Source organism: Dryocola sharpae, from assembly GCF_051307055.1.
GTDB lineage: Bacteria > Pseudomonadota > Gammaproteobacteria > Enterobacterales > Enterobacteriaceae > Dryocola.
Genome location: NZ_CP149994.1, coordinates 3952855 through 3976633, shown reverse-complemented (window position 1 = coordinate 3976633; position 23779 = coordinate 3952855). Strand labels below are relative to the sequence as shown.

Genomic DNA, 23779 nt, shown 5'->3' with positions numbered 1-23779 from the left:
ATGAGTCTGCCTGCAGAAAGCCTGATTGCTTATACGCTGGATAAAATGAATGCCCGCCTTGCGGCCAGACCCCGGCGGGATGATGGCAGGATACGTAACGGCCTGCTGTTTACCGGAAATGTGCATGATTCCATTCCCCGCCGGCTGTTGCTCGACACGCGGTTGTCACCACTGGACAAGATGGGCTGGATGATGATCCGGCTGTATGCACAAAATAATGAGGGGGCAGTTTTCCCCAGCTATGACGAACTGCAACTGCAGCTTGCCTCACCCGGAAAGGGGAAAGCCTCAAGGGAAACGGTAAGCCGCGTCCTGCTTATGCTACGAATAACCGGCTGGCTCAGCCTCTGTAAACGCGTGCGGGATGATAAAGGGCGGGTGCGGGGGAATATCTATGCTCAGCACGATGAGCCCCTGACGTTCAGCGATGCGGAAACGCTCGACCCCCGCTTCCTTGATACGGTGGCGGATGCCTGCCTGAGTAAAAACCGGACTATCAGCCAGACCGCCCGCGAAGTGCTCGACGATATAAAAAACGACCCCACCATGCGCCATTATCGCAGCCATCTTGCGCTGATCGAATCGCGTCTGGACCGCCCACAGACGCCCAGCCAGATGGCGAAACATCATCACCGAATACCCCGTCCCGCACCGGGTTCGGAAACCGAACTCAGTCATAAACGGCCAGGAATCATCGCTAAAAAACAGGGTTCGGATACCGAACTCAGCCCAGAAAGATACAACAATTCACTGAGTTCGGAATCCGTACTGCCAGTAAAAACAGGCAGTTATGACCGGGTTCGGAAACCGAACCATTACGTACGTAGTATCACACACAGTGTGAATAAAAATACGTACGTACCGGGTAAACCTGTGCTTCCCGACAGTTTGCATGAACTTGTGCCGGCAGAAGATATTGCCATGCTGACCGCCCAGCTGCAGGCGCTGCCTGAAGAACAGGCACAACTTGTGCTGCTCAGCCTGCAAAAGGTGATGGCACGCCAGCAGCTCAGCAACCCGGTTGGCTGGTTGCTGGCCGTAATGAAAAAGGCCCGTGAGGGCAGGTTATACGCGCCCCGTCAGGCTGATGATTCGCCTGAGAGTGCCGTGCAAAAAAATGCTCAGCGTCCTGAACAACAGCTGTGGAAGCCAGAACCACGTTCTTCTGTCCATCCTGTATCGGAAGAGAACATACGAAATTTGGTTAGAGATATTCGTAGAAAGCTAAACGATAGATAGCTACTTCTAGAACCGGAGGTTAAAAAACAACCACCGCTGCGAGTGGCAGCAGTGGTTAAAAAGCAATCGGTGCTGCGAGTGGTAGCAGTGGTTAAAAAGTAATCGGTGCTGCGAGTGGCAGCAGTGGTTAAAAAGCAAACAGTGCTGCGAGTGGCAGCGGCGGATAAAAAATGTACAGCACTGTATGGGTCTGGTTTGAGTAAAACATGAAAGGATTTTATCTTTTGATTTTTAAGCAGTTTGAGGTGTCATTCTATATAACTGACTACTTCAACGCCCTGAGCCAGCCCGCTATGAAGCCATATAAGTGAATTTCCGAGATTAGGGATCTGGTTTCTAGTTGTCCCCAAGCTCCTGCCTGAAGAGTATCACTGACTCAGGTCGAACCTGACCGGGATCTTACAGGAGATGATTTCATGACCACTGAAAATGAAACGCGAAGCGATAAACCGGGCGGACTCACATCCTCCCTGAAAATCGAGATCCACTCAAACTATGCTATCCGTCTCTGGGAAGGCCGCCCGCAGGCTCAGGCGAAGGAGGGTGTAAAGAAAGTTAAGCATGCCATCATGAGTATGCCCCAGGCTATTAAGCGCTCAGGAATTATTTATCAGGATTCCCTGGCAGATAACCCATGGGCAGATGAGGCGATGTTCAGGGTTGAAACGCTTTTGAATGAAGCTGGAGAACATATCAAAAGCCGGGTAGAAGAACTTGAGGTCATATTGAAATCAGTTCCCCCTGCTGTTTCATTTTCTGACATTGCCTCCTCGTCTCCACTTAATATAGGCGTATACAGTCGTTCTCCGCTGGGTTACAGATGTGTATGGGTACTCGTCGGATATGACCAGATGGCCCTTAAAGCATTCCAGGCGGCTCATTACGGTCTCATATCCCGCAACCGTCGCGATGAACTACTGAGCCATTGCGCTCACTTAATCAGAAAAGTATATGGTGTGCTACGCCTTTATCGAACCGTCAAGGTTAACCGTGCTGACATAGCAATCCAGACTAAAGAAGCACAACAGGCAATAGAAAAACTGGGCATGCCCGATACTGACATTCTTACTGGTAAGAAACGCTCTTCCTTTTCTCCACCTCTGAGAAAAGCCGTTCAGGAGGAGAAATAATATGATTCGCCCTGTGTTCCTCCTCACCTCCTTCTTTTTACTGAGCGGATGCGCAACAACGGACTGGGCTGCGATTAATAAACAGGTCAGCGATACCGCTGCGAACCTGACAAAAACGTTAGGCGGCAACGACAGCGGAGAAAGTGGCGGGATGCCGCTGATGAGCCCGGCGGGGCAACAGGCCATGCAGTCCGTCGATAAAACGTTCTCCGTGCCGGTCGATGTGGATACCGCGGCGGCCCGCCTGAAGCGCCATTACAAATTTATCTCCACACAGGAGCTTGAGGCACTGCGGCAGGCCGCAAATGACGGGGACTGGAAAGCGGCGGCAGAAGATGATGCGCATCCCGTCTGGGACGCCATGCCGGGCAGCTACTACAAAATGGGCTCCGACTGGAACGGACGTGATCACCTGGATATCGAAATCGAGAAAAACGGGTCCGGCAGCAGGCTCTATGTTGTCTATCGCTCATCATCATCACAGCGTCTGGCCGGGTCCGGCGTCACGAAGCTGATGAATGATGTCCGCGCTGTTGCGGCGGGTGAAAAACGCTGATGCGGGAGGCAACACATGCAACTCTTTCTGTGTGAAAAACCCTCCCAGGCAAAGGATATTGCCCGCGTGCTGGGTATCAGCAAGCGTGAGCAGGGATTTATCAGCGGCGGTAACATCGTTGTGACCTGGGCGGTCGGCCATTTACTCGAAACTGCCAGCCCTGAAGCCTATGGCGAGCAGTATGGCAGGCCATGGCGTGCCGATGTTCTGCCTGTGCTGCCTGAGGCCTGGAAAATGGTCGTTAAAGAGCAGACAAAATCGCAGTTCACCGTTATCAGTAAGCTGCTCAAAAAGGCGTCTGAAGTGGTCATCGCAACCGATGCCGACCGCGAGGGCGAGGTGATCGCTCGTGAGCTGATGGAATACTGCCGCTACAGTGGCGCGGTACGCCGGCTCTGGTTGTCAGCCCTGGATGAGGCCAGTGTGAAGGAAGCACTTAGCAGTATTCTTCCGGGGGAAAAAACAGCCCTGCTGTATGATGCCGGCAAGGGCAGGAGCCAGGCGGACTGGCTCATTGGCATGAACCTGACGCGTCTTTATACCCTTAAGGCCCGTGACTCAGGGGTGTCAGAAGTGCTGTCCGTCGGGCGGGTACAGACGCCGACGCTTGCTATGGTGGTTAACAGGGATAATGAAATCACATCCTTCGTGCCAAAGCCCTGGTGGCAGGTACATGCGCTTATTGAAAAAGAGGGCGTCCGGTTCCGGGCAGTCTGGGTGCCCGTTGAGCAGTACTGTGATGAGGAAAAGCGTTGCATCAATCCCCAGGCCGCCCGGGCGGTGGGGCAGTTGTGTCAGCAGCAGGGCAGGGCTGTGGTACTGGAGGTAACACAGAAGCGGGAAAAAACGGCGGCCCCCCTCTGTTTTGACCTGGGCACCCTTCAGCAGGTCTGCTCCCGAAAGTTCGGCATGGGCGCAAATGATGTGCTCGCCATTGCCCAATCCCTCTACGAAACCCACAAAGCGACCACCTACCCCCGGACAGATTGCGGTTTCCTTCCAACTTCGATGCAGCAGGAAATACCCGACGTTCTGGCGGCAGTGGCAAAATCCGATCCCGCTGTGGCCCCGGTACTGAATCAGCTGGACAGGAAGTTTGTCTCGCGTGTCTGGAATGACAAGAAAATCACCGCGCACCATGCCATCATTCCCACCCGACAGGCATTTGATTTGTCGCGCCTCAGCGCCGATGAGCTGAAGGTCTACCATCTGATTCGCCAGCATTATTTCGCCCAGTTCCTTCCGCTGCAGGAATCTGACGTGACGGAGGCGTCTTTCAATATCGGTGGTCAGCTGTTCCGTACACGCGGGAAAGTCGGTGTGGTGACGGGCTGGAAGTCATTGTTCCAGGCTGAAAAAGATGACGATGAAGAGGACGTCGACGGTGACAGTATGGCGCTGCCGGCGCTGGCAAAAGGGGATATTTGCGCTGTCACCGGTTCTGAGGTTAAAGATATGAAAACCAGTCCGCCTAAACCGTTCACGGAGGGGACGTTGATTGCTGCCATGAAGAACGCGGCCAGTTTCGTCAGTGACCCGAAGCTCAAGAAAGTGCTGCGTGATAACGCAGGTCTGGGCACAGAGGCGACGCGTGCGGCAGTACTCGAAACCCTCTTCAAACGACACTATCTGGAGAAAAAAGGGAAGCACATCCACTCAACGCAGATGGCCCGGGAGCTGATTGCGGCCCTGCCGGAAACGCTGACGAGCCCGGGCATGACCGCATTATGGGAGCAGGCACTGGATGATATTTCGCAGGGGAAAATGTCGCTTGCGGTCTTTATGCAAAAGCAGCTGCAGTGGACCCGTCACCTTGTCGAAAAAGGCCGCCAGGACAGTGTGAAAATCACCGCTCCCGTCACGCCCCCTTGTCCGTTATGCAAAGGGCCCACACGTAAACGCAAAGGTAAGAAAGGAGATTTTTGGGGTTGCGTGCGTTACCCAGACTGCAAAGGTATTATTAACACCAACGGGAAAAAGACCACAAAGCGCAAAAAAGCAGCATCAGGGACAAAAACAGAATCATCCGCACAGTGATGAGTTATTTCACTGTACAACCCCGGGCCGGGTTCTGCTAATGTGACTACGCTTCGATATGTACCCCTTTGCCGGAGGCAGCCAGCTTAACTTTAACGGGATTAATCTGGCAACCGGCACGACGGTCTGCCATCGCACATCTGGCAGGAACTGTAAGACGCATGCGCTCCGTGAAAATCGCGTCGGGAACGGATCCCCGGAGTAGTGAGATACATTAAGGTCTGGTACAGCCCCCACGGCGTTGCATATGCAGCGCCGTTTTCATTTCTGGTTTTATGGGTTGACACCAGGCTTGTTTGGTTTAAAAATCAACAGTGCTTACCGCTGTTTTTCACAGCCAGCTAAAGTTTCAGCAGTCTGAGAGAAACGCCTTAGGGTGACTGCCAGCTAACGTTTCACCGGTCTGAGAGAAACACCTTCGGGTGACCGGAAAATCCTCGCAGCCTGAGAGAGGATACCTTCGGGTGGTAAATCCGTTTAACCTCTGGAAACGGATATCACTGCACAGTGATTGAGGTCCTTTCAACATACCAGACTCTCAGGATTCAACCGATCCTGACCCCCGACGGGAAACCACTCCCGTCAGGGCAGATGGTTTCTCCGCCGTACCTTTTTTTACCTCCATGGAGAAAACATCATGTCTGCAAACAATACTTCTGCATCTGCAAAATCTGAGTACTTCAACCTGACTATCAAAGGCATCGGGTATCTCAGCAACATCCGCCAGGTTAACCATCAGAATGGCTCGTTCCTCAGCTGCGTAATAAATGCACTGAGTGGTCCGACTGATAATCCGGCCTACGTCCGTTTTGACATTTCTGTCGCAGGTAAAGAGGCAACCAGCCTTATCGCCCGCTGCCAGAAAGCCGTCGATGAAGACAAGAAAGTCCTGTTGGGCTTTAACCTGAGTAACCCGTCCACGGACATATTTACGCTGAACAAAGGCGACCATGCCGGCGAACAGCGCGTCAGTCTGAAAGCCCGCCTGATAAAGGTGGACTGGATCAAAATAGGCCAGGAAATGGTTTACAAGACTGAAAAATCTGACTCCGTGCCGCCGCAGAATGGCTCTGCCGCACAACAAAACTACGCAGAAAACTCATTCTGATGCGCACCTGACACACCCCGTTCGCGGGGTGTTTCTTTATTCCTTACAGGAGAAATGATTATGTCCTCACGCGGCGTTAACAAGGTTATCCTTGTCGGAAACCTCGGCCAGGATCCTGAAGTTCGTTATATTCCCAACGGCAGTGCAGTTGCCACCCTTTCTCTGGCCACGTCTGAGAGCTGGCGCGATAAGCAGTCCGGCGAACAGAAAGAAGTGACCGAATGGCACAGGGTGGTTATTTTCGGCAAGCTGGCAGAAATTGCGGGTGAATATCTGCGCAAAGGCTCCCAGGTTTACATCGAGGGTCAGCTGCGCACACGCAAATGGACCGATCAGGCCGGCCAGGAGAAATACACCACAGAGGTGGTGGTCAATATTGGTGGCACCATGCAGATGCTTGGCGGCCGCCAGTCCGGCAGCGGACAGAATACGTCTTCCCGGAATGACTGGGGGCAGCCTCAGCAACCTTCAGGACCGACTCACAGTGGCCAGGCCTCCGGCAGCAGTGCCGGTGCGCCACCGATGGACTTCGATGACGATATACCGTTCATTGGATTCGGGTATGACTGTTCCAGAGTGGCAATTCACGCCCTCTGAATTAATGGAGCTTTGACTGTTATGACTGTCTCTGACAAACTTCAGGAAGCAACTTTTTATGTTGCATCTTATGTTATCCCCGGAGCATATCTGTTCTGGCGGTTTCTTCACTTTTTGACTAACGGAGGCTTGTATGGGAGCACGTTACGATTCAGACGTTGTTGCCTGGGCCAGTGAACAGGCAGCTTTACTGCGTGCCGGAAAGCTCAGTCAGATTGATATTGAGAACATCGCCGAGGAGATTGAAGACGTGGGCAAAAGTGAAAAGCGTGAGCTGGCCAGCCGTATGGCTGTCTTACTGGCCCACCTTCTTAAATGGAAGTTTCAGCCAACCCATCGAGGTAAAAGCTGGGAGTTAACCATTAAAGGTCAGCGTGATTTGATTGTACGACGTCTGAACAAGACGCCGAGCCTGAAAAGCGCGTTTTCTGATCCTGAATGGCTTGCGGATGTGTGGTTTGACGCCCGCGCCGATGCTTCCAAAGAAACCGGCATAGGTCTGGATATCTTTCCTGAAGACAGCATCTGGACAACAGATACTATTCTCAGTAACGAGTTTTACCCGGACTGATTACTGTCTGTTTCACCGCAACGCCATCCTTTCGGGTGGCGTTTTTTTTCATCAACGGAAAATCAGTTGTTAATTGAGTGAAACCGGACCGATTCCGCACAGTGAGGGCTGTTTTATCACTGTACAGGAAAATTCCGGATGAAACGTAACACCTCTCACAACGTATTTTCACCAGGCAGGCTTGCCACTGTTCTTCCCCTGCTGCTCCTTGCGGGCTGTGTTTCCCAGCCGCAAAAGTTGCAACAGCGTGCGCCTGCCGACCCGACACCCGGCACCACCGTCACCCGCAACGTTCAGCCGGTCTCTCCGGACGAGTATGCGCGGACGCCGGAAGTGGTGCGCTACGATCGTTATCTGCTGGTCAGCACCGATCCGCAGGCGGCCCAGCGTGACCCTCTCTCCCAGATTATTGATATCCGTATCCCGTCATCCCTGCATCCTACCGTGGCGGATGCGCTGCGTTACGCCCTGCGCCAGTCCGGTTATTCCCTGTGCGCGACAGGCTCCGCCAACGGCGTGCTTTACCGCCAGGCATTGCCGGCGGTTCAGTACCAGCTGGGCCCGATGCGCCTGCGTACTGCCCTGCAGGTCCTGGCCGGTCCGGCCTGGCAGCTTGAGGTGGATGATGTACAGCGTGTGGTCTGCCACAGCCTGCGCGACGGCTACCAGCTGCCGGTCTCCCAGCTTCCGCCGCCGGTCAGCAGCTGGTCCACGCCTGCGCCGTCCGCCGTGTCACAACCGGCCATCAGCGCCCCTCAGTCAGTACCCGTTAAACCTGTCAGCGGAGGGTTTCTGAGAAAATGAGCGAACAGCAACCATTCCATACTGACCCCGCTCCGGCTCGTAAAAGATTCAGCTGGCGTCCCCGCTGCCGCCTCATCTGGGGCGCTGCCAGCGGTGTGGCGCTGGCCGGCATTCTGGCGCTGGGCTACACCGCCTTCAGTCTGGGCATATCGAACCTTGATGAACGCCTTGCACGCCTTGAATCTCAGGGCAGTACAGCGGCCACTGTTGAGACAGTCGCGGCCCTGCAGTCAGATGTGACCACGCTCAAAACCGGCCTGCAGGATACCCGGAAAAAACTTGGTGAGATGCAGCAGGAGCTGAGCGCTGCTGCGAAACAGGCCGGCAGCGACGACGCCGTGCGTCAGTCATTGCGAACCCTTCAGGACGCCCAGCAGGGGCTGGAAACCCGCCTGAGTGCGCTGACTGAGCAGCTGACAGCGCTGAAATCACAGCCGGCACCCGCACCCGCCGCACCTGTCGCCGCACCGGTCAAAAAAAACGCGCCTGCTGCAAAAAAGCCCCGTCCCGCTGACACACGTCGTGCTGCTCCGTCCCTTCGCGTGGCCCGCAATGCGCCTTTTGTGCTGACGGGCGTGGAGAAGCGGGGGGCAGAGTCCTGGGCTGCCATCGCGCCCCGGGGCTACAGCAGCCTGTCGCAGGTGGCCCTGGTCGGAGAGGGCGAAACCGTTGCCGGCTGGACGCTGGTCAGTGCCGGTTATGGTGAGGCGACGTTTCGGGTTAACGGCCGCCTGACCGTGCTCAGAGCAGAATAACGGAGCGAATGATGAAACTGAAACACACCTTTTTAGCCGCCATGCTGCTGAGTCCCCTGACCCTGGCCGCGACCACATCAGGACAGACGGATGTCAGCCGACAGGAATCAACACAACGGGCGGACTCCGCACAGCAAAACCTGCAGCAGCAGGCCGGTCAGTGGGGACTCAGTGCCGACGATTATCAGCGTTATCAGCAGCTGATGAAGGGACCCCGGGGTACCCAGTCGCCGGGTCTCGATCCGCTTTCCACCCTCGGTATCGAGGCGCAGACGCCGGCAGAGCGCCGTAAGTTTGCTGAAAAGTGGGTGAAGGAAGAGTTTGCCCGCACCCAGAAAGAGCTTGATTTCCAGCGTGAGGTGAACGCGGCCTGGCAGCGCCTGTATCCGGGCACACTGCCGGTCAATATGGGGAACGCCTCCGGCGTGGCGCACGACAGTGGCGGCCGGCTGGCACTGTTCGTCAGGTCAAAAGACTGCGCAACCTGCGACGCGAAACTGTCTGCCGTGCTGGCTGACAACCGGCCGGTGGACATCTATCTGGTCGACAGCCAGGGCAGTGATGATGCGCTTCGCAGCTGGGCGCGGGACCATCACATTCCCGTGGAAAAGGTCCGCAAGCGCCAGATCACGCTTAACCACGACGGCGGCCGGTGGATGCGCTTTGGTAACGGCCTGATGCCGGTTTTACTGCAGCAGGCGGGAGACGGTAAATGGGCAATCGCAGCATTCTGACCGGCGCGCTGGCGCTGGGCTTACTGATGGCGGCCGTCCCTGACGGCCATGCTGACCAGACGGTGCCGGAGGGTTACGTCCGCGTGGCCATGGCGCACGGCGTGCCCCCCGAAGCGCTTTACTCGGTATCACTGAGCGAGTCTTCGCGCAAACTTCCCCGCGGAATACGGCCATGGCCCTGGACCATCAATGTGGCAGGCAAAGGGTATCGCTATGAGACGCGCCTGCAGGCCTGGCAGGCGCTGCAGGTCTTTATGAAGCGTCACCCGCTTAAGCGCATCGATGTCGGTATTGCCCAGGTCAATCTGGGCTGGAACGGTCATCATTTTGCCTCGACGTGGGATGCGTTTGACCCTTACACCAACCTGAACGCCGCCGCCACCATTCTGCGTGAGTGCTGGGCGCGTAAGCCAGGCAGCTGGCTGGATGCGGCCGGCTGCTACCACCATCCCGCAGGTGGTCAGCCTGCTGCACGTTACCGCGCCATTGTGAGAGGGCATCTGGCAAAAATCAGCCCTGCACCCCGCATTTCTGCGCCGGCAGCTGAAGCGCCCCGCTCGGTTGCTGCGCTCACCCCCGATCCAGGCTTCGTCTGGACTGAACCCGGGAGATAACCCTGATGAAAACGCTGTCCTTACTGCTGTTTACCCTCCTTCCCCTGACCGGCCATGCTGAACTGAATGTGATTGCTGATCTGGGCGGTGAAGATGCTGCGCCGTATTTTGAGGCCGTTAATAAACAGCCCGGCATGCCCGGCGTCAGTGACGTACAGCCTTCACGCCAGCCGGACCACGGTGTTCCGCTGGCTGACGGGATGGCGGGTATGTTACCCGTTAACACACCTGAACTGAGCCCGGGGAATACAGCAGACCGGCCGCTGCAGTTGCCCGGCATTGGGGCGTTGTTTCTGATCGGGGATGATGCTCTGTCCCGTGAATGGCTGAAAGCCAATGCCGGCGCGCTGGCTGAACAGCATGCGGCCGGGATGATAGTCAACGTCACAGACATGGATACCGTGCGCGAGCTGCGCGAGCTGGCACCCGGTGTCAGCCTGGCCCCGGCTTCCGGCAGCGAACTGGCCCGTCGCCTGCAGATTGCGCATTATCCGGTACTCATCACCGATACCGGCCTGACGCAGCAGGTTAAGCCGTGATGAGCGCGCCAGATATCAACGGTCTGCTGATGGCGCACCCTTACGGGGCGGTCATACTGGTTGTCCTTTTCCTGGTGGTGATGGCCTTTCTGAACCTGCGTCGGCGGGAGAAAGCCAGCACCCGCCGTCACCGGCGATACCGGGCAACGGCGGGGCGGGTACTGGATAAACTGACCCGCCTGCCGGGAGACGGGCAGCGTCTGAGCTATCTGCGCAAAGTCAGTCCCTATGTCTTTGAAGAGCTGTTGCTCTCTGCCTTTGAACGCCAGGGGCTGACCGTGGTGCGCAATGCCTCCTACAGCGGTGACGGCGGCCTTGATGGTCAGGTCATCATTGACGGTGAGCACTGGCTTATCCAGGCCAAACGGTACAGTCGTGCTGTTTCCCCCGCACATGTTGAGGACTTCGACCGGCTTCTCCTGCAGTCCGGCCGCCGGGGGCTGTTTATCCACACGGGCCGTACCGGAAAAATGAGCCGCACCATTCGCACGGCGTCACCGCGTCTGCGCATCATCAGCGGGCAACGCCTGCTGGCCATTCTCGCCGGTCAGGACGTCCGGCAGTATCTCTGAGGAATCTTTTATGCACATCTTCCTGAACAGCCTGCGTTACGCGTTGTGGCTTGTGTTCTGTTTATTCCGTCATGCCGTTTTCGTGCCTGCCGCTTTCGGCGGTGTCTACCTGCTCGCCTGGCTTGTTTTCGGCCATCCGGTCAGTGACCTGAACGACCAGTTGCAGAAGGAGGCAACGGCATGGCGCACCGCGCCGCCCGGACATTACATGTGGGAGGAATGCCCGGCGCCTGATAATGCGGCTCCGCCTGATGCAAAGCCGGCAGCCTGTACCGTCACTGCCGTCTCCACAGAAACCGCGGCGAACAATTACCTGCTGTCATTGCGGGCTGTATGGATCATTTTTTTCATCCTGTCGAATGTTCTGTATGTGCTCTGGCGCTTACTGGCGGATGCCCTGCGTTACCACTCCCTTTCCTGCAGGGAAGCCGGTGCCGGGAGGGGAACGTATATCCGTATAGCCGACGGTAAAATTATAAAGGAGGCAGACGATGAGTAACCGTTACGTCATTGAGGCCCTGCTGCGTCCGGCCGTTGAGCTGAATACCGCCGTGGTATCGGGCATGGCGGCGTATGTCTGTGTGCAGGCACCCTGGGCTGTCGCTCTGGCTCCGTCTGTCAGCTATGTCACCGCAGCCGGGTTTGCGGCGCTGGCCGTCACCCGCACGCATCAGGGGATGAAGATTATTCGCTACCGCCGGAATCTCCGCCGCCTGCCGCGCTATGTCATGAGTACTAAACAGATCCCCGTCAGTCATCGTCGCCTGTTTCTAGGCCGGGGGTTCCGCTGGACGCAGAAACACACCCAGCGGCTGCAGGATACGTTGCGCCCTGAAGTGGCCCGTTACCTGCAGCCAAACCGCTTTTACCTGGGGGCGCGTCAGCTCGAAATGATGACAGAGCACCGTCTGCCCTGGCTGGGTAAGCTGCTGAGTGCCGATACGCCGCTGAACCCGGTGCGGCCATTACCACCGGTGGGCGGCAATCCGGCGCTGCACGGCATCGAGCCCGACGAAAAAGACGTCACCCTGGCTCTGGGGGAGCGCGTTGGCCATACGGTGGTGTACGGCACCACGCGCGTCGGGAAGACCCGGCTGGCAGAGCTGCTGGTCACCCAGGATATCCGGCGGGGTGAAGTCACCATCGTGTTTGATCCGAAAGGCGACGCAGACCTGATGAAACGCGTCTGGGCAGAGGCCCACCGGGCCGGACGCGGGGACAAGCTGTATATTTTTCATCTTGGCTGGCCTGAAATTTCAGCCCGTTATAATGCCGTCGGGCGTTTTGGTCGCGTGTCAGAGGTGGCGTCCCGCGTGGCCGGTCAGCTGTCGGGTGAGGGGAACAGCGCGGCATTTCGCGAATTTGCCTGGCGGTTCGTCAACATCATCGCCCGTGCGCTGGTCGCCCTGGGTGAGCGCCCTGACTACACGCTGATCATGCGCTACGTGAACAATATCGCCGATCTCTATATCCGCTATGCGGAAAAAATCATCCAGGCGCAGCTGCCGGCTCTGCAGACGCAGATTGAGAATAATCAGCAGGTGCTGGGAGAGGACGACGTGCCCCGTAACATGCAGGGTCAGCCGGATGCCTTACGTATCTGGGCCATTGAGGTTGCCCTGAGTTCAGAAGAGGGTAAAAAACTCTATGATCCCATCCTTGACGGGCTGCGGTCAGCGGTACGTTATGACCGTACTTACTTTGACAAAATCGTGGCGTCGCTGCTGCCGCTGCTGGAAAAACTGACCACCGGCAAGACCGCCGAGCTGCTGTCGCCGGATTATCAGGACATTGACGACACGCGGCCGATTTTTGACTGGGAACAGATCATCCGTAAAAAAGCCGTGGTGTATGTGGGGCTCGATGCGCTCAGTGACAGTGAAGTGGCGAGCGCGGTCGGTAACTCCATGTTCGCCGATCTGGTGAGTGTGGCCGGGCACATTTATAAACACGGTATCAATGCGGGCCTGCCGGGCGGGAAAGAAGGGAAGTCCCTGATTAACCTGCACTGCGATGAGTTTAACGAGCTGATGGGGTATGAGTTTATTCCTCTCATCAACAAAGGGGGCGGTGCCGGCATGCAGGTGACGGCCTATACCCAGACGTCTTCTGATATTGAGGCACGCATCGGGAATGCGGCCAAGACGGCCCAGGTACAGGGTAACTTTAACAACCTGATTATGCTGCGCGTCAGGGAGAACCGCACCGCCGAGTTGCTGACCACGCAGCTGCCGCAGGTGGAGATTTACACCAAAACGCTGGTCTCCGGGCACCAGGACACGGCGGATGTCAATGCAGACCAGGACTTCACCTCAAGCACCCAGGACCGCGTCGGGACGGTAAAAGTCCCACTACTGGAGCCGGCCGATATCGTGACGCTACCAAAAGGGCAGGCGTTTGCCCTGCTGGAAGGAGGGCAACTGTGGAAAATCCGCATGCCGCTGCCTGCCGGGGATGCTGATGATGTGCTGATGCCGGAAAGTATTGAGAAAATAGCGGAGGAGATGCGGCGCAGCTATCACAGCGGCGAATCCTGGTGGCGGGACGGCCCGGCCCTGAACGTGCCGGTCACAGGAGGGGCGAATGGCTGAGGTAAAACGTCCCCCACAGCAGCAGACGCTGCCGGAACGCAAGCACGGCATTCTGTATAATCTGCTCTGGGGCTGGCCATGGGCCCTGGTGGGCGTGGTGCTGTCCTCGCTGCTGCTGAGCCTGCTGATTGAATATATCGGCATCGCCTTCTTCTGGCCGGAAGCCGGGGCGGCGCACAGTGAAGCGGTCATGAACACCGAGCTGGGGTGGCTGTCCACAGAGTTCACCCGCAGCCTGCTGCTGTCTGAGCCATCGGTGACGGTTGTGCGCTGGGTTAGCACCGCGTATCAGTGGGCCTTTGTGGACAGTGGCTTCCTTGACTGGGTCCGGCAGCAGTATGCGCACCAGATGCACAGTGACAATGCAGTCACGCGGGAAATCAACAGCTGGAGCGGCTGGCTTGCCGGCTACCTGCGTGAATACCTGCTGGCCACGGTATGGATAAGCATTATCACACTGGTACGCGTCACCATCCTGGTGCTGTCCGTCCCGCTGTTTGTGCTGGTCGTGGTGGTGGCCCTGGTTGAGGGGCTGGGGCGGCGTGATCTGCGGCGTTACGGGGCGGGGTATGAAAGTTCTTTTGTCTATCACCATGCCAAGAAACTGGTCAAACCGGCAGCCGTGGTGCCCGCCATGCTGTACCTTTCCTGGCCCACTGCAGTCTACCCCAATCTGCTGTTGTTGCCGGCGGCTGTCCTGTTGGGTATCGCCGTGACCGTGACCACTGCCTCATTCAAGAAGTATCTTTAAATCAGGGCTGGACGGAGGCGTGCAAAACTTGTTTTGCGCGCCTGCCGTCAGCAGACAAGCCATGAAACCACTGTTACTGGCGCGTCAGTGTCAGTTATTAAATACCGTCAGTTCTGTCACTTTGAAGCTGTCTGGCTTGTTGGTTATGCTGTCGTAGGGTGCCTGTAGCTTCCATTGCTGACCCGGCTCCAGATTTTCAGCCATCGCTGCCGTATTTCCTATTACTGCCCCATTCTGAAGCAAGTTGAATTTGACAATTACAGTCTTCACAGGCCCACCTGACACGTTTGTTCCCGTGCCTTCAATTTGCTGCAAACCATTTGCTGCTGTGGCGAAATGCAGGTCTGAAAGTTGGACTTTGCCAGTACCGTCGGCCGCAAGAACAGGGCCGGTAATCAGTGCAGTGATTAACGTGGCCTTCAGAACAGTCTTCATCATTTTCATTTTCCCTCTGTTTACCGTTGAGTTTTCTTAATATCACAATGAACCTTTATTTACAGCTAAACCTGCCACCGGCACTGACCTGCAATTAATTTTGAAATTCCTGTTTAGGGTTTATCGCTGACCCGACGCTCCCTCTTCCGCATCCTGTCCGCACCCCTTAATCCTTCTGGAGGTGCGTATGAACTCAAATCGTCCGGCCATGCGGCGCAACCGTCGTGTCCCGGGCATCACTGGCCTGGTATTGCTGACCTTTCTGGCATCAGCTGCTGCACAGGCATCCGAGAAAGACGAGCTTGCGTCTGTTCAGCGTCAGCTGGACCAGGTTCAGGCGTCGCTTGAACGGGCCCGCGTGGCGGCTGCACAGGCCGACCCGGCTGACCGTGGCCGCTTTTTCTTTGATTACCGTCAGGCCACATCCGATCTCAACACCATCCGCAGCGGCATTGACCGCTATCTGGAGCCCTCCCGCGCGCAACCGCGTGACCCGTCTTATGTGGCCGGTAATTACCGGCGGGAGCGGCCCTGATGCCCATGACATCCGAACAAACGAACGCGTTTAAAGCCGGCTCCGGCAGTCTTGATGTGAACATCCTTCATCTGCTCTGCATCGGGGCACTGCTGGCATTTCTTTTTTTATGGGCCGCGTGGGCGCTGTCGGATGTCTGGACCGGCTGGAGTAACACCAAAGTGCGGGACGCGGCCCTGGGGCGTTTTGCCGTCCGCACCGTGCTGCTGTTGCTTGTGTGTATCTGGATGTTTGCCAGTTAACCCGATTATGAACGTTAAGTCAGGAGATGAATTCCATGCACCATTCTGAGTCTGTTGTTGCCCGCCTGCGCCGTCTCGCCAGTCGTACGCTGACCCGCGCCGGTACGCTTGCCCTCCTGGGCTGGCTCACCTGCAAACCGGCCTTTGCGGACTTGCCAAGCGTTGAAGCGCCTGAATCCGGAGGCGGAAGCGGGCTGTCCGGACAAATCAAGGGCTACCTGCAGGACGGCATTGTTATCGGGGGGCTGGTCGTGGCGGCCGTTGCCTTTATCAACGTTGCCATTGCCGCCCTGCACACCTTCACCGAAGTCCGCAATGAGAAAGCCACCTGGACCAAATTCGGGGCCATTGTGGTGGTGGGTGTGGTGCTGCTGGTTGCCGTTATCTGGCTGCTCGGCAAGTCTGCCGACATTCTGTTGTAGGAGCCTGCGACGATGCAGACCATTCGTTTTTTACCTGACCGTCTCAACAGTGAGCCCGTGGTATTTCGCGGGTTTACCACCCATGAGATGGGGCTGGCAGCCCTTGCCGGCGCGGGTGCGGGTCTGCTCCTGTCACTGCCGTTTATCCCGCTTGCCGGCTGGGTTGTCGTTCCCACCGGCCTGCTGGTCATGCCGCTGCTGCTCGTCTGGTTCGGCGGCCGCTGGATGGCCAGGCTCAAGCGCGGTAAGCCCGAGAACTGGCTCTGGCAGCGACTGGAGACGAAAAAACGCCGGCTGGGGATGGGCAATCCGAAACTGATTGTGGATGCCCGGGGCTGGTCAGTGAAACGTAACAGGAGAGCCTCATGAGCCGTTTTCGCCATGCGGTAAAAGACCGCGACCAGCATATTCAGACGCTGCGCATCGCCTGCGCCGTGCTTGCCTTTTTCCTTTTATTCACCTGTGCAGGCTGGATGCTGGCACCCAGCAAGCTGACCGTGCATAACCCGCCGGATTTACGTACCGGCAGCACGCGGCCCTGGTGGGAAGTGCCGCCCCCGACGGTCTACTCCTTTGCGTTCTACATTTTTCAGCAGCTCAATGCCTGGCCGAAAAACGGCGAGGTGGATTATTCCGCCAAAATCAATGCGCTGTCGCCGTATCTGACGCCGTCCTGTCAGGATTTCCTGAAAGCGGATGCAAAGAAACGCGGTGACGCCGGGGAGCTCACCGACCGCGTGCGCGTGGTGTATGAAGTGCCTGGTCGCGGTTACCAGTCACAGAGCGTGACCGTACAGGATCGCGATCACTGGATTGCCCGCCTGGACGTGGTGGCCGACGAATATTTCCATGCCGAGCCGGTCAAACGCGCCCTGGTACGTTACCCGCTTAAAGTGGTGCGCTGGGAAGGTGATGCGGAGCGCAACCCGTTCGGGCTGGCGCTGGACTGTTATGCCGGTGTGCCCCAGCGTCTGGAGGCGGCACCGCCTGCACCTAAACCGGAGAAGTCAGGAGTGTTTCAGTGATGAGTAAAAACCCCCACTACCGCGCCGGGCTGATGGCGCTGTCCTTCGCCCTGCTGCCCCTGGCAATGCTGGTATCACGTCCTGCCGGCGCAGATGAGCTGATGAAATGGGAGCGTATTCCGCTGCAGATCCCCCTGAAGGTGGGGCAGGAGCGGGTGGTCTTTGTGGACAAAAACGTCCGCGTCGGTTTTCCGCCGGCGCTTAACGGTAAACTCCGGGTGCAGAGCACCGGGGGAGCCGTCTACCTGAAAGCCGACAGCGCCTTTCCGCAGACGCGGGTGCAGCTGCAGGATGTGGAAAGCGGCGAGGTTCTGCTGTTTGATATCGCCGCCGGTGAAAAAGGGCCGACTGAGCCGGTGCGGCTGGTCTACAGCGGTGATGTCAGCACGCTGAGTCACGCCGGCGATGCGGCCGGTCAGCCAGGTGGTGCAGACCGGGCTGCTTCCGGATCAGGCTCATCTGCTCCCACCGGCAGCGATGATGGTACTCAGGCAAAGCGTAAAAAAATCCGCTACAGCGCCCCCATCCCGGTGCTGCTGACCCGATATGCCGCTCAGAGCCTTTATGCTCCGGCACGTACGGTCGAGGCGGTCCCGGGTATTCATCCGGTCAATCCTCATCTGCCCCGACGTGTCAGCACGCTGTATCCCTCTGAACCATTAACGGTCACGCCGCTGGCTGGCTGGGGTGTGGCAAACCGCAGCGTGGTGGCACTCAGGCTCACGAACACCGGCAGCCGTAAGGTCGTTCTGGATCCACGCTCGCTGCAGGGACAGTTTGTGTCCGCCACCTTCCAGCACCGCTGGGTCGGTCCGGCCGGCACGCCTGAAGACACCACCACGGTGTATGTGGTGACCGCCGGTCGTCCGGAGAGCGCATTCATTGCTGAGCCGTCTGCACTGCGTAAAGCGACCAGCACGGTAAAACAGGAGGCCCGCCATGCAGATTAAATCTAATGCCCTGGTGAAGTTTATCGTGCCGGCCGTGGTGATTGCCGGGCTGGCCGTGGGGCTCAAAAGCTGCAAAAACGAACCGGCAGAACAACCTCAGGCAAAACAAAGCGGCTCCCTGAAAAACCTCTCGCCGGATGAACTGAAGGCGCTGGGGGTGGAAGGCGACACGCCGGAGGACACCCTGCGCACGCTCATCGGCCGGCTGAACGATGTGCGTGACCGCCAGAAAACGCTGGATAAGCAGAACGCGGATTTGGTGAAAGAAAACGAACGGTTGCGCCGGCGCAATCAGGACGTTTCAGGACAGGTGAATGAGGCCGTTAATGGCCTGCGCGAGCAGTACGACAAGCGGCAGGCTCAGCTTCAGAACGAACAACTGAGCCTGACGGCGAAAATCCAGGAGCTGACTGACAAACTCAAAAAGCCTGACAGCGAGAAAAAAACGGCGGACAGCGATATCCCGCTGGGGCTGGGACTGGACGGCATGGGCAGCAGCACCGGGGGGAGCGCTTCTCAGGGCAGTGACGGCATGATGTGGGTCGCGCCGACGGACCAGAAAGAGACGGATCCGCGGGATGCGGCCAGCGGCAAAGCCTCACCTCAGTTCCCGACCTCTTTTCTGGGGGAAAATGAGCTGACCCGCCAGAAAGCCGCCTATGAGCAGAAAGTGAAGGGACGGACGAATGAAAAAGGGGCGGAAGAGAGCGCCGAGCCGGTTTACACGCTGCCGGAAAATTCCACGCTGGTCGGCAGCCGCGCCATGACGGCACTGCTTGGCCGGGTGCCCATCAACGGCACCGTGACCGATCCTTATCCGTTCAAGGTGCTTATCGGTAAGGATAACCTGACGGCGAACGGCATCGAGTTACCGGACGTCGAAGGGGCGATTGTTTCGGGGACGGCCAGCGGCGACTGGACGCTGTCCTGCGTGCGCGGGCAGGTTAACAGCGTCACCTTTGTTTTTTCCGACGGTACGGTGCGCACCCTCCCCAGACCCGACACCAGTAACAACGCCGGCGGGCAAAATAATAACGCTCAGGCTAAACAGGATACCGGCACCAGTGGCGGTATCGGTTGGATTTCGGATGAAAACGGGATCCCGTGCATTGGCGGCGAACGTAAGTCCAACGCCTCCACCTACCTGCCCACCATCTTTGGCCTGTCGGCTGCCGGTGCGGCGGGTGAAGCGATGAGCCAGGGGCAGTACACGACGCAGAACAACGTGAATGGCATTTCCGCCACCATGACCGGCGACGCCGGACAGGCGGCGCTGGGGAAAGCCATTTCCGGCGGCATGTCTGAAACCACCGACTGGATCAAACAGCGTTACGGGATGACGTTTGATGCCATTTATGTGCCGCCCGGTGCCCGTCTCGCCGTGCATATCACCCGTCAGCTGGCCATTGATTATGAAGATAAGGGCCGTAAGGTGCGCTACGACTTCACCCTGCCGGGTGGCGTCAGTGACAATGGCGGACTGGACTGAGTACACGGCCATGGCGGGACAGATAACGTTTTTCCCTCTTTCATCCGTGTGCTGGATGTTCAGCGACGGGGCAGGCTGGCATATTGACGTGATCCCTGCGTCTTCTGCGGTTCTGTTGCTGCGACCCGTCGCGCTGTTGCCTGCCGGCGCACCTTTACTGCGCTGGCGCAATGGCCAGCTTTTACTGGATATCGGCAGGTTCTCCCTGCCGCTCAGTGCCCGGGAGTGTGCCGTTTCGTGGCGCAGCCCGAAAATCCCGCGCCGGCTTTACTGCCCGCGTATGACATTACGGGAGCTGGGGCACCTGCTGAATGTCAGTGCGTTCGTTTTTATCTGCGGCGGTTACGATCCGGCCGCCTCACAAAGGAGATACCGGTAATGTACAGAACGGTTTTCATTCTGGCCCTGAGCTGTGTAATGCTCAGCGGCTGCTCAACCTCCAAAGAGGAAATGCTGCCGGCGGGCGATAACACCATGCTTGAACTGTGGAACGGGGCGGACGGTGGCGGCAGTACTTCCCGCCATTCTGCGGCGGCCCGCGACACGCTGCGACGCCCGCTGACGGGCAGCGAAACGCAGGCGGACGCGCAGGCCGACCGCAGCTACAGCCGTACTCAGGAAAGCGAAATCACCCAGCAGTTTCCCCGGCTGCCCAACCCCGACATGGTGATGTACCTGTATCCCCATCTGGCAGACGGTAACACGCCGGTGCCGGGTTACAGCACTGTGTTCCCGTTCTACAGCCAGACGCAGTATGCCATGCCTGGCGAGCGCACGGAGGCCCTGTAATGCTTTCACTGTTTACGCGTAATAAATCCACCGACCGGCAGACGCCGGTTGATGACGGCCAGTCCGTTCAGGCAGATGAAACCCTGACCGCGGCCGTGAAGGGCCGGCAACCTCTGAAGCGCCCCGGGAAAATGACGCGCCAGGATGAGGAGAAGGTTTATCACGCCAATCCGTCCATCATTGACTTTTTGCCCTGGGCAGAATTTCTCGATGAAGAGCAGTGTCTCCTGCTTGATGACGGCGTGTCGGTGGGGGCCGTTTATGATGTGACACCGGTGGCGACCGAAGGGCGAACCGAAGAGCGCCTGGAGCAGATCCGGGACTCGGTTGAGGATGCACTTCAGGACAGCTTTGATGAACATGACGTGAATCCCTGGGTCGTGCAGTTCTTCTGCCAGGACGAGGACGACACTGACGCGTACCTGGACAGGCTGCGCGGGTATGTCAAACCACATGCACAGCGCACGGCGTTTACCGACGCCTGGCTGGGTGAAATGGAGCGCCATATCCGCAGTATCTCCCGGCCTGAGGGACTTTTTACTGACTCGCTGATTACCGGCCAGCCGTGGCGCGGGCAGCAGCGCCGCACCCGGATGGTTGTTTATCGCTGGCTTGGTAAAAGCCGGGATCCGATGCCGCCGGTGGCGATGCTCAATCAGGTGTGTGACCGGGTCGTTAATGCCCTGGGCGGGGCGGGGATCCGCTGCACCCGGCAGAACGGCCTGCAGGTGCATGGCTGGCTGCTGCGGCTGTTCAATCCGTCACCGGACTGGGTGGAGAAAACCACGCTCTATCGGCAGGCTGCTTACGCAGACCCGCGCGAGACACCTGAAGGCACCGTGCCGGTCAGCAATGATTTTGCCGAAACCCTGTGGTTCACGCCGCCGGTTTCAGACCCGGAAAACGGCGTGTGGTGGATTGACAACAAGCCGCACTGCGCGGTGGCGGTGGAAAAACTGCGTACACCGCCGGAGCCGGGCACCCTGACCGGCGAGAAAAGCCGGGGTGAAAAGAAAATTAATGCCCTGATGGATATGTTTCCGGAAGGGACCATGGTGTGCATGACCGTGGTGGTACAGCCCCAGGACCGGCTTGAAGAGCAGTTTAACCGGCTGTCGAAAAATGCGGTCGGTGAGAATACCGAGTCGGGCCGCGTCCGCCAGGATGTGAAGACGGTCAAAGAGTATCTGGGCAACCGGCACAAGCTGTACCGGGCGGGGATCACCTTCCTGCTGCGCGGCGACGACATGACCAGCCTGAAGCGCAAGCGGCTGGAGCTGTCCACCGTATTGCTAGGGGCCGGTCTGCAGCCGGTACGGCCGGAGTTTGAAGAAGGTCCGCTGAACAGCTGGCTGCGGGCGCTGCCGATGTGCTTTAACCCGGACAGCGACAAAAAACACTGGTATACCCGTCTGACATGGGTTCAGCACCTGGCAGGACTTTTGCCGGTAACCGGGCGGGAAACCGGCACGGGGCATCCCGGCTTCAGCTTTTTCAACCGCGGCGGGGATACCCTTACATTCGATCCGCTCAACAAGCTCGACCGCACCCAGAACGCGCATCTGCTGTTGTTCGGCCCGACCGGGGCGGGCAAGTCGGCCACGCTGTGTGCCGCGCTCTCCCAGCTGATGGCCGTCCATCGTCCGCGGCTGTTTATTGCGGAGGCCGGCAACTCGTTCGGCCTGCTGGCCGACTTCTTTGACAGCCTCGGGCTGACGGTGAATAAAATCAGCGTCAAACCCGGAAGCGGCGTCAGTCTGCCGCCGTTTGCTGATGCTCACAAACTGGTGGAAGAAGGCCTGGCCGCCCAGGCCGTGGATGAGAGCGACCTGCCTGATATCGACACGGACGACGATGGCGAGGATGACAAGCGTGACGTTCTCGGTGAAATGGAAATCTCCGCGCGCATGATGATCACCGGCGGCGACCCGAAAGAAGAGGCTGACCTTAAGCGTGCCGACAGGGCGATGATACGTGAGGCGCTGCTGATGGCGGCACATGCCACGTATAAGGAAGGGCGGCAGATGCTGCCGTCTGACCTGCAGAAGGCGCTGTACGACATTGCCTCTGACAACGATGAGGGCGTCATCAATGTCCGCAATGCTCAGCGCAAGGCGAAAGCGGCGGAAATGGCGGAATCCCTGGGCATGTTCACTCAGGCCGGGAGCTTTGAAGCGGAGCTGTTCAACCGCGAAGGGGAGCTGTGGCCGGAAGCGGACGTGACGCTGGTCGACCTGGGGCATCTGGCGCGTGAGGGTTACGAGGCGCAGATGGCCCTGACCATGGTCTCGATGACCAACATGATCAACAACATCGCGGAGCGTGACCAGTTCCTGGGCCGGGATATTGTCTTCACGGTGGATGAGGCGCATATCGTGACGGTCAACCCGCTGCTGTCGCCCTACATGACGAAGGTGGTCAAGATGTGGCGTAAGCTCGGTGCCTGGCTGTGGCTGGCCACCCAGAACCTTAAAGACTACCCGGATATTGCCGAAAAAATGCTGAACATGGCGGAATGGTGGATTTGTCTGACCATGCCCCCGGAGGAGGTCAAAGATATCAGCCGTTTCCGCGCGCTCACGCCGGAGCAGGAATCGGTGCTGCTTTCCGCCAGTAAACTGTCGGGGTGTTATACGGAAGGCGTGGTGCTGGCGAAACGGATCGAAGCGCTGTTTCGTGCCGTGCCGCCCAGTCTCTTCCTGGCACTGGGCATGACGGAAAAAGAAGAGAAAGCCGAACGCCGGGCGCTGATGAATGAATTTCACTGCAGCGAACTCGAGGCGGCAAAACGCGTCGCGCAGAATCTGGACCGTCTGCGCGGTCTGACGGATAAACAACAGGAGCCTGCCACGGTATGATGACACTGAAGTACCCTGAACCCGCCATTCATGAGCACAGTGGCGGTGCGCTTTTCACCCTGTCGCCTCAGGGGGAGCCCGGCGTGCTCCCGGCGACACATCAGCATCTGGTGAGGCTGCGGGCGATGCTCAGGCAGCGCCTGACCGGGCCGGTCAAAATGACGTGTCACCCGCACCGGGTGGGACTCAGCAGCAGCGTGGCCATCTATCTTGAGGGAAAGCTGAAGCAGGCGGTGAATATTCTTATCACCGTGACGGGACAGACGAGCTGGCCGCAGGAAGAGGAGTATGCGCATCCGCGCTGGTATATCACGGTGCCGGATTCGGCTGACCTGGTGTATCTGATGCTGTGGATTAACGGGCTTGACGTATAACTACAGACTTGCCTTCACCAGGGGCATGATTACAAAAAGAAAATAACAATATTGCATACCGG

At 57.9% G+C, this 23779-nt stretch carries 28 protein-coding genes; 27 read left to right on the top strand and 1 reads right to left on the bottom strand.

Annotation, left to right across the window (positions count from 1 at the left end; translation table 11 throughout):
* The 16 genes from WLO31_RS19020 (at position 1) to WLO31_RS18945 (ending at position 14598) form a co-directional block, all read left to right on the top strand.
* A complete protein-coding gene (locus WLO31_RS19020) occupies positions 1-1239 on the top strand; it encodes an STY4528 family pathogenicity island replication protein (RefSeq protein ID WP_006777723.1) in 1239 nt (412 codons plus the stop codon).
* A gap of 416 nt (positions 1240-1655) precedes the next feature.
* Positions 1656-2369 carry a PFL_4669 family integrating conjugative element protein gene (locus WLO31_RS19015; RefSeq protein WP_010615557.1) on the top strand — a complete coding sequence of 238 codons (714 nt, stop codon included), beginning with the start codon at positions 1656-1658 and terminating at the stop codon, positions 2367-2369.
* 1 nt (position 2370) lies between these two features.
* A complete protein-coding gene (locus WLO31_RS19010) occupies positions 2371-2925 on the top strand; it encodes a hypothetical protein (protein ID WP_006777724.1) in 555 nt (184 codons plus the stop codon).
* Positions 2926-2940: 15 nt separating this feature from the next.
* On the top strand, positions 2941-4962 hold the full coding sequence (locus WLO31_RS19005) for a DNA topoisomerase III (protein ID WP_006777725.1): 2022 nt from the start codon (positions 2941-2943) through the stop codon (positions 4960-4962).
* 637 nt (positions 4963-5599) lie between these two features.
* Positions 5600-6070 carry an STY4534 family ICE replication protein gene (locus WLO31_RS19000; RefSeq protein ID WP_006785950.1) on the top strand — a complete coding sequence of 157 codons (471 nt, stop codon included), beginning with the start codon at positions 5600-5602 and terminating at the stop codon, positions 6068-6070.
* Positions 6071-6130: 60 nt separating this feature from the next.
* Complete coding sequence (locus tag WLO31_RS18995) at positions 6131-6667, top strand: single-stranded DNA-binding protein (protein ID WP_006785953.1); 537 nt, start codon at positions 6131-6133, stop codon at positions 6665-6667.
* A gap of 133 nt (positions 6668-6800) precedes the next feature.
* On the top strand, positions 6801-7238 hold the full coding sequence (locus WLO31_RS18990; RefSeq protein WP_006785955.1) for a DUF29 domain-containing protein: 438 nt from the start codon (positions 6801-6803) through the stop codon (positions 7236-7238).
* A 138-nt stretch (positions 7239-7376) separates the two neighbouring features.
* Positions 7377-8042 (top strand): PilL N-terminal domain-containing protein, encoded by a 666-nt coding sequence (locus WLO31_RS18985; protein ID WP_006785957.1) that lies wholly within the window; start codon positions 7377-7379, stop codon positions 8040-8042.
* The gene (locus tag WLO31_RS18980; protein WP_020899224.1) at positions 8039-8797 is read left to right on the top strand and encodes a hypothetical protein; all 759 of its coding nucleotides are present in this window, start codon (positions 8039-8041) and stop codon (positions 8795-8797) included. Before WLO31_RS18985 ends, WLO31_RS18980 begins: the two co-directional genes overlap by 4 nt.
* 11 nt (positions 8798-8808) lie before the next feature.
* On the top strand, positions 8809-9531 hold the full coding sequence (locus tag WLO31_RS18975) for a TIGR03759 family integrating conjugative element protein (RefSeq protein ID WP_006785960.1): 723 nt from the start codon (positions 8809-8811) through the stop codon (positions 9529-9531).
* On the top strand, positions 9510-10145 hold the full coding sequence (locus WLO31_RS18970; protein ID WP_006785961.1) for a transglycosylase SLT domain-containing protein: 636 nt from the start codon (positions 9510-9512) through the stop codon (positions 10143-10145). Before WLO31_RS18975 ends, WLO31_RS18970 begins: the two co-directional genes overlap by 22 nt.
* Before the next feature lie 5 nt (positions 10146-10150).
* Positions 10151-10684 carry an integrating conjugative element protein gene (locus tag WLO31_RS18965; protein ID WP_006785962.1) on the top strand — a complete coding sequence of 178 codons (534 nt, stop codon included), beginning with the start codon at positions 10151-10153 and terminating at the stop codon, positions 10682-10684.
* The gene (locus WLO31_RS18960) at positions 10684-11256 is read left to right on the top strand and encodes a restriction endonuclease (protein ID WP_006785963.1); all 573 of its coding nucleotides are present in this window, start codon (positions 10684-10686) and stop codon (positions 11254-11256) included. Before WLO31_RS18965 ends, WLO31_RS18960 begins: the two co-directional genes overlap by 1 nt.
* A 10-nt stretch (positions 11257-11266) precedes the next feature.
* Positions 11267-11755, top strand: coding sequence for a hypothetical protein (locus WLO31_RS18955; protein ID WP_006785964.1), 489 nt, complete (start codon positions 11267-11269; stop codon positions 11753-11755).
* Positions 11748-13847, top strand: a complete 2100-nt coding sequence (gene traD, locus WLO31_RS18950; RefSeq protein WP_006785965.1) for a type IV conjugative transfer system coupling protein TraD — start codon at positions 11748-11750, stop codon at positions 13845-13847. The genes WLO31_RS18955 and traD overlap by 8 nt, the downstream gene beginning before the upstream one ends.
* On the top strand, positions 13840-14598 hold the full coding sequence (locus tag WLO31_RS18945; RefSeq protein ID WP_006785966.1) for a TIGR03747 family integrating conjugative element membrane protein: 759 nt from the start codon (positions 13840-13842) through the stop codon (positions 14596-14598). Before traD ends, WLO31_RS18945 begins: the two co-directional genes overlap by 8 nt.
* Before the next feature lie 90 nt (positions 14599-14688).
* Here the strand turns inward: WLO31_RS18945 and WLO31_RS18940 are convergent, their stop codons facing one another.
* Positions 14689-15036, bottom strand: a complete 348-nt coding sequence (locus WLO31_RS18940; RefSeq protein WP_016808262.1) for an FxLYD domain-containing protein — start codon at positions 15034-15036, stop codon at positions 14689-14691.
* Positions 15037-15220: 184 nt separating this feature from the next.
* Here WLO31_RS18940 and WLO31_RS18935 point away from each other — a divergent pair, with 184 nt between their 5' ends.
* Genes WLO31_RS18935 through WLO31_RS18885 form a run of 11 tightly spaced genes read left to right on the top strand, consistent with a single transcriptional unit; the run spans position 15221 to position 23717 of the window.
* On the top strand, positions 15221-15568 hold the full coding sequence (locus tag WLO31_RS18935; protein ID WP_006785967.1) for an RAQPRD family integrative conjugative element protein: 348 nt from the start codon (positions 15221-15223) through the stop codon (positions 15566-15568).
* The gene (locus WLO31_RS18930; protein ID WP_003029734.1) at positions 15568-15810 is read left to right on the top strand and encodes a TIGR03758 family integrating conjugative element protein; all 243 of its coding nucleotides are present in this window, start codon (positions 15568-15570) and stop codon (positions 15808-15810) included. The genes WLO31_RS18935 and WLO31_RS18930 overlap by 1 nt, the downstream gene beginning before the upstream one ends.
* 35 nt (positions 15811-15845) lie before the next feature.
* On the top strand, positions 15846-16232 hold the full coding sequence (locus WLO31_RS18925; RefSeq protein WP_006785968.1) for a TIGR03745 family integrating conjugative element membrane protein: 387 nt from the start codon (positions 15846-15848) through the stop codon (positions 16230-16232).
* A gap of 12 nt (positions 16233-16244) precedes the next feature.
* Entirely contained in the window at positions 16245-16601 is a 357-nt protein-coding gene (locus WLO31_RS18920) for a TIGR03750 family conjugal transfer protein (protein ID WP_004115534.1), read from the top strand.
* Positions 16598-17257 (top strand): PFL_4703 family integrating conjugative element protein, encoded by a 660-nt coding sequence (locus WLO31_RS18915; RefSeq protein ID WP_004115533.1) that lies wholly within the window; start codon positions 16598-16600, stop codon positions 17255-17257. The genes WLO31_RS18920 and WLO31_RS18915 overlap by 4 nt, the downstream gene beginning before the upstream one ends.
* The gene (locus WLO31_RS18910; protein ID WP_435928087.1) at positions 17257-18207 is read left to right on the top strand and encodes a TIGR03749 family integrating conjugative element protein; all 951 of its coding nucleotides are present in this window, start codon (positions 17257-17259) and stop codon (positions 18205-18207) included. Before WLO31_RS18915 ends, WLO31_RS18910 begins: the two co-directional genes overlap by 1 nt.
* A complete protein-coding gene (locus tag WLO31_RS18905; RefSeq protein ID WP_006785974.1) occupies positions 18197-19696 on the top strand; it encodes a TIGR03752 family integrating conjugative element protein in 1500 nt (499 codons plus the stop codon). The genes WLO31_RS18910 and WLO31_RS18905 overlap by 11 nt, the downstream gene beginning before the upstream one ends.
* Entirely contained in the window at positions 19680-20075 is a 396-nt protein-coding gene (locus tag WLO31_RS18900) for a hypothetical protein (protein ID WP_020899223.1), read from the top strand. The genes WLO31_RS18905 and WLO31_RS18900 overlap by 17 nt, the downstream gene beginning before the upstream one ends.
* The gene (locus tag WLO31_RS18895) at positions 20075-20485 is read left to right on the top strand and encodes a TIGR03751 family conjugal transfer lipoprotein (RefSeq protein ID WP_023205278.1); all 411 of its coding nucleotides are present in this window, start codon (positions 20075-20077) and stop codon (positions 20483-20485) included. Before WLO31_RS18900 ends, WLO31_RS18895 begins: the two co-directional genes overlap by 1 nt.
* Positions 20485-23343, top strand: coding sequence for a conjugative transfer ATPase (locus tag WLO31_RS18890; RefSeq protein WP_023202704.1), 2859 nt, complete (start codon positions 20485-20487; stop codon positions 23341-23343). The genes WLO31_RS18895 and WLO31_RS18890 overlap by 1 nt, the downstream gene beginning before the upstream one ends.
* Positions 23340-23717 carry a hypothetical protein gene (locus tag WLO31_RS18885; protein WP_004115528.1) on the top strand — a complete coding sequence of 126 codons (378 nt, stop codon included), beginning with the start codon at positions 23340-23342 and terminating at the stop codon, positions 23715-23717. Before WLO31_RS18890 ends, WLO31_RS18885 begins: the two co-directional genes overlap by 4 nt.
* Positions 23718-23779 lie beyond the last annotated feature (62 nt).

Bases quoted from the DNA above. Each gene is read 5' to 3' on its own strand.
- WLO31_RS19020 (WP_006777723.1), top strand. From the start codon at position 1: ATGAGTCTGCCTGCAGAAAGCCTGATTGCTTATACGCTGGATAAAATG.
- WLO31_RS19015 (WP_010615557.1), top strand. From the start codon at position 1,656: ATGACCACTGAAAATGAAACGCGAAGCGATAAACCGGGCGGACTCACA.
- WLO31_RS19010 (WP_006777724.1), top strand. From the start codon at position 2,371: ATGATTCGCCCTGTGTTCCTCCTCACCTCCTTCTTTTTACTGAGCGGA.
- WLO31_RS19005 (WP_006777725.1), top strand. From the start codon at position 2,941: ATGCAACTCTTTCTGTGTGAAAAACCCTCCCAGGCAAAGGATATTGCC.
- WLO31_RS19000 (WP_006785950.1), top strand. From the start codon at position 5,600: ATGTCTGCAAACAATACTTCTGCATCTGCAAAATCTGAGTACTTCAAC.
- WLO31_RS18995 (WP_006785953.1), top strand. From the start codon at position 6,131: ATGTCCTCACGCGGCGTTAACAAGGTTATCCTTGTCGGAAACCTCGGC.
- WLO31_RS18990 (WP_006785955.1), top strand. From the start codon at position 6,801: ATGGGAGCACGTTACGATTCAGACGTTGTTGCCTGGGCCAGTGAACAG.
- WLO31_RS18985 (WP_006785957.1), top strand. From the start codon at position 7,377: ATGAAACGTAACACCTCTCACAACGTATTTTCACCAGGCAGGCTTGCC.
- WLO31_RS18980 (WP_020899224.1), top strand. From the start codon at position 8,039: ATGAGCGAACAGCAACCATTCCATACTGACCCCGCTCCGGCTCGTAAA.
- WLO31_RS18975 (WP_006785960.1), top strand. From the start codon at position 8,809: ATGAAACTGAAACACACCTTTTTAGCCGCCATGCTGCTGAGTCCCCTG.
- WLO31_RS18970 (WP_006785961.1), top strand. From the start codon at position 9,510: ATGGGCAATCGCAGCATTCTGACCGGCGCGCTGGCGCTGGGCTTACTG.
- WLO31_RS18965 (WP_006785962.1), top strand. From the start codon at position 10,151: ATGAAAACGCTGTCCTTACTGCTGTTTACCCTCCTTCCCCTGACCGGC.
- WLO31_RS18960 (WP_006785963.1), top strand. From the start codon at position 10,684: ATGAGCGCGCCAGATATCAACGGTCTGCTGATGGCGCACCCTTACGGG.
- WLO31_RS18955 (WP_006785964.1), top strand. From the start codon at position 11,267: ATGCACATCTTCCTGAACAGCCTGCGTTACGCGTTGTGGCTTGTGTTC.
- traD (WP_006785965.1), top strand. From the start codon at position 11,748: ATGAGTAACCGTTACGTCATTGAGGCCCTGCTGCGTCCGGCCGTTGAG.
- WLO31_RS18945 (WP_006785966.1), top strand. From the start codon at position 13,840: ATGGCTGAGGTAAAACGTCCCCCACAGCAGCAGACGCTGCCGGAACGC.
- WLO31_RS18940 (WP_016808262.1), bottom strand. From the start codon at position 15,036: ATGATGAAGACTGTTCTGAAGGCCACGTTAATCACTGCACTGATTACC.
- WLO31_RS18935 (WP_006785967.1), top strand. From the start codon at position 15,221: ATGAACTCAAATCGTCCGGCCATGCGGCGCAACCGTCGTGTCCCGGGC.
- WLO31_RS18930 (WP_003029734.1), top strand. From the start codon at position 15,568: ATGCCCATGACATCCGAACAAACGAACGCGTTTAAAGCCGGCTCCGGC.
- WLO31_RS18925 (WP_006785968.1), top strand. From the start codon at position 15,846: ATGCACCATTCTGAGTCTGTTGTTGCCCGCCTGCGCCGTCTCGCCAGT.
- WLO31_RS18920 (WP_004115534.1), top strand. From the start codon at position 16,245: ATGCAGACCATTCGTTTTTTACCTGACCGTCTCAACAGTGAGCCCGTG.
- WLO31_RS18915 (WP_004115533.1), top strand. From the start codon at position 16,598: ATGAGCCGTTTTCGCCATGCGGTAAAAGACCGCGACCAGCATATTCAG.
- WLO31_RS18910 (WP_435928087.1), top strand. From the start codon at position 17,257: ATGAGTAAAAACCCCCACTACCGCGCCGGGCTGATGGCGCTGTCCTTC.
- WLO31_RS18905 (WP_006785974.1), top strand. From the start codon at position 18,197: ATGCAGATTAAATCTAATGCCCTGGTGAAGTTTATCGTGCCGGCCGTG.
- WLO31_RS18900 (WP_020899223.1), top strand. From the start codon at position 19,680: ATGGCGGACTGGACTGAGTACACGGCCATGGCGGGACAGATAACGTTT.
- WLO31_RS18895 (WP_023205278.1), top strand. From the start codon at position 20,075: ATGTACAGAACGGTTTTCATTCTGGCCCTGAGCTGTGTAATGCTCAGC.
- WLO31_RS18890 (WP_023202704.1), top strand. From the start codon at position 20,485: ATGCTTTCACTGTTTACGCGTAATAAATCCACCGACCGGCAGACGCCG.
- WLO31_RS18885 (WP_004115528.1), top strand. From the start codon at position 23,340: ATGATGACACTGAAGTACCCTGAACCCGCCATTCATGAGCACAGTGGC.